Consider the following 3,756-nt stretch of genomic DNA (forward strand, 5'->3'; position numbering starts at 1 on the left):
GTACACCGCCAACCAGGAGAACGTTGTTTTGACGATGGTGGGCGGAAAGGTCTTGTACCGGGATGGAAAGTACAAAACGCTGGAAGAGGCCGAGATCCTTAAGAAAACCGAGCCGATCATCAAAAATCTTAAATTAACTAACGGCGAATAACGTTTCGCCGTGAACTTCTGTGTAAAATACCAAATTTTAACAGGTCAGGCGGTAGATGTACGGGCGAGATAGAGAAGATTTTCACATATTTGTAGTGTTGTTTTGCCTGTAAATGAGCTATACGTTAAAATATTTAGTTGATAGGCGCATGGTAAAGCGTTATATTTTAATTCGATGGATATTTGAATTATGCTTTAGGGCGGAGAAGGGAGGTTAACTCGTTGACAGACGATATCTCAAAGGATAAGGATCAGAATGCTCCCGAGGCGAGCAAGGCTCCAAAGCAAAGCAATAAACCGGCAAAAAAACCTGCTTCGAGTGGCGCGAAAAAGACGGTTGCAAAACCGGTCCCGGCGAACGTAACAAATGAGCTGGGTTTGCCCCAGAAGGTAGATTTCATGTGGACCGTTGCATTTGTGGTGGTAGCGTTTGTTCTTGGCTTTTTCATTAGGGGTCTTTTCTTACCTGCTGATTCAGGAAGTGCAATTTCAACTACAAATAGTATTTCCGGTGACGTCTCTGGTTCGGGCGCAAACGGCGCTGCTCCGGCACTTACGGAGGATCAGCTCAATAGCCAGCTACCGACAGGTCATCCGAATATTAACAATACATCACCACAGACGAGCACTCCCCCTGCTGCCTCAAGCAGTGGTGCAAGTGGCGCACTGGGTAATGTGAAGAGCGATGTGCCGGCGACAGGCGGGCTAGACCCGACCGGCCAATCGGTCGAGGTCACAGACCCGGCTAAGAAGTAGTACTATCTTAAATAAGCAAGAACCTGATATAAGCTAGCAAAATCTAAATGATTTAACGTTTACGAGTTTTTTGGTAAACTTAAAGCGTTGAGCAAGATGTGCTAGATGCAAAAATCGGCAGAAATAGTACGTACTGTTTCTGCCGTACTGCTTAAGCACGCAATATGATTGTAAGGAGTAAAAAAGGTGCTTTTAAACAAACGGAAAGTAAGTGTCGTAACGAAAGTCGGGGCTGTTATTGTTGCGCTTGCTTTTGTAGTGGGCTTGATTTCATTTTCGATGGTGGGATCGGATCCAGGTAACACTGCCGCGCCGCAACAGCAGGTCCAGGAGAAGATCGCTTCTCTCGAGCAGGCTGCTCTGAAGAATCCCAAGAGCGCTGATGCTTGGATCGTCCTTGGAAATGCCTATCAAGATGCGAATTTCTATGATAAGGCCGTGGCAAGTTACGAGAAGGCTTTATCGATCGATCCAAAGAGAACCAATGTGCGGGTCGATATGGCGATCTCGTGCTATGGTCTTGGTCAACTCGAGACGGCGACCGCTCAAGCCAAGAAAGCCATCGAGACTGATCCAAAATTTGCGCCGGCATATTACAACCTGGGGGTCTTCCTTGTTTCGCAAGGCAAGAACCAGGAGGCGCTCGATGCTTATGAGAAGTATGTAAAGCTCGATCCGAACGGGGAGAGGGTTAATGATGCGAGGCAGCAGATCGATACCTTGAGCAAAGCGGTTAATGCCGGGGTCTCGGGCGAACCGGTAGTCGGAACGGGCGGAAGCGATTCCGCAAGCTCGACCGGTGGTAAATAGCGCCGCTTAAGAATCAAGCGGCACGTTGTAGAAGCTCCTTTAATTGCGTTGCGTTTTTTACGGCAAAGCCGTATGCGTCATTATTAAAATATACGAAAACATCTAATCGCCGGTCTAAGAAGCCGGCGATTACTTTTGCCCATTCGGATAGCTCGGTGACCGAGTACTCGGATGCGTAGAGTGCCTGACCCCCGTGCAGCCTAATAAAGATAAAGGGTGCTGTTATCTCGATCACTTCAGGCCACTCCGGCGAGTCTGCAATGCATAGAGCGGCGCCTTTTTCTCCAAGGAGTGTGCAGGCGGCAGGGGTAAACCACGACTCATGGCGAAACTCGAATGCATACCGGTACTCATCGGGCAGAATCGATAAAAACGTGGCCAGCCGTTCGAGATTCGCGTGCCAGGTGGCGGGAAATTGGAATAGAATCGGCCCCAGTTTTTCGCCAAGACCTGTGGCGTTCTCTATAAATCTCTGCCATGCATCACCGGCATCTTTAAGTTTCTTTACGTGTGTCAGATACCGGTTCGCTTTGACTGCGAACACGAAACCGGGTGGCGTTGTTTCGCGCCATGACTCAAACGTCTCCCGTTTGGGCAGCCGGTAAAACGAGTTGTTTACCTCGACCGTCGAAAATCGCTTCGCATAAAATGCCAGCCACTCACGACTCGATAAAGAGGCCGGGTACACTATCCCTTTCCAATGCTTGTAGCTCCACCCGGAGGTCCCGATATAAAGGTGCCGTGCGGTGTCAGCGTCGAGTATCCCCATATGTTTTTCTTTCCTTAGTTTAACCACCTCGTAACCGGGGGTAAAATCTACCTGCCTGTTATAGTGTCGTAGAACCGTTAGGAGAACTCTTGTATAAGATCGGAATAGTCACAGCCCAGTTTGAAGTCGACCCGACCAGCCATGATCTTTTCGAAGCCGCACAACACGTCGCCAACACTCAAGTCGTTGACCCAATCCAGTTCTCGGTTGAGCTCAACGGCAAGCACGTGATCAAGATAGGCAAGGTTCAAGCCGGTGAGTTTGACGCCCTGGTTATCCGGGGCCTAAATTTTAGCGGTGAGACCGATTTCCAGTTTGAGGTGTTCGAGCAGCTTGACAGGGAAGGTGTCGTTGTCATTAATTCCCCTGCGGCCTTGCAGGTCGCGGAGAGCAAGTTCCTCACGAGCTTTATCCTTCAGGAAAAGGGATTCCGGGTTCCGCAGAGCCTTATAGTGCAAGAAATAGATCAGGAACTGAATGATGCCAAGGAATTTCTCAGCCATCATGAGGACACCGTCGCAAAGCCGCTCTATGGGTTTCAGGGTTACGGGGTAATACGGGTTAAGCGTAGCGAGAAAGATGCTATCCCGCGCATAAAACGCCTCTTGAGCGAGTTTAAGTGTATTTGCCTGCAGAAATATATCCCAAACCCGGGGCGCGATATTCGTGCCTTTGTCGTCGGGAATGAGGTGGTCGCCTCTATCTACCGTCTGGCCAAGGTGGGCCGGTGGAAGACGAACATTAGGGCCGGTGCCCAGGCAGAGCGTTGTGAGCTTACGGAGGCGCAACGCATGATGGCGATCAAGGCCAGCCGGGACCTCGGTCTTGATTATACCGGCGTTGATATTATCGAGAGCCCCGACGGTGATTACATCCTTGAGGTCAACGGGGCACCAGCGTGGCATGGCATTATAGAAGCCACGGGACGCAATGTCGCCGAGGATATAATTCATCACATCATTCATAGGCTAGAGCGCAGAGCTGGTTAGCTGATGTTTAAAGATTTACGAAGTGGGTAACTGTTTAAAGGTGAAAATTTTAATAATTTGGCGATTGATTGGTGGAGTTTGAGGGTACAAATAAGTACGGGGAATATATATACATCCGGCCGGCATAAAGCCGGCAATGGGAGGTGAAATAGGTGGCTCAGGAAAAAGGCAAAATGACAGTCAGTGAAGCGGGACGTAAGGGTGGTCAAACTACTTCAAAGAAATACGGTCCCGAATTCTACGAGAAGATCGGCGAAAAAGGCGGAGAGACCACCTCAAAGA

At 49.4% G+C, this 3,756-nt stretch carries 4 protein-coding genes; 3 read left to right on the top strand and 1 reads right to left on the bottom strand.

All coding sequences use genetic code 11. The annotated features are described in order from the left end of the window. Nucleotides 1–372 precede the first annotated feature (372 nt). A complete protein-coding gene (locus ACYC56_RS13195) occupies nucleotides 373–906 on the top strand; it encodes a hypothetical protein (RefSeq protein WP_461374637.1) in 534 nt (177 codons plus the stop codon). Nucleotides 907–1,092: 186 nt separating this feature from the next. Beyond that, nucleotides 1,093–1,716, top strand: a complete 624-nt coding sequence (locus ACYC56_RS13200; RefSeq protein WP_461374638.1) for a tetratricopeptide repeat protein — start codon at nucleotides 1,093–1,095, stop codon at nucleotides 1,714–1,716. Nucleotides 1,717–1,729: 13 nt separating this feature from the next. Here ACYC56_RS13200 and ACYC56_RS13205 read toward each other — a convergent pair whose 3' ends face one another. Continuing rightward, a complete protein-coding gene (locus ACYC56_RS13205) occupies nucleotides 1,730–2,512 on the bottom strand; it encodes a DUF72 domain-containing protein (RefSeq protein WP_461374639.1) in 783 nt (260 codons plus the stop codon). 62 nt (nucleotides 2,513–2,574) lie between these two features. On the opposite strand from ACYC56_RS13205, the gene ACYC56_RS13210 reads away from it, so the two are divergent. After that, a complete protein-coding gene (locus ACYC56_RS13210; protein WP_461374640.1) occupies nucleotides 2,575–3,474 on the top strand; it encodes a RimK family alpha-L-glutamate ligase in 900 nt (299 codons plus the stop codon). Nucleotides 3,475–3,756: the final 282 nt, after the last annotated feature.

The sequence above is a fragment of the Candidatus Aquicultor sp. genome, assembly GCF_054640775.1.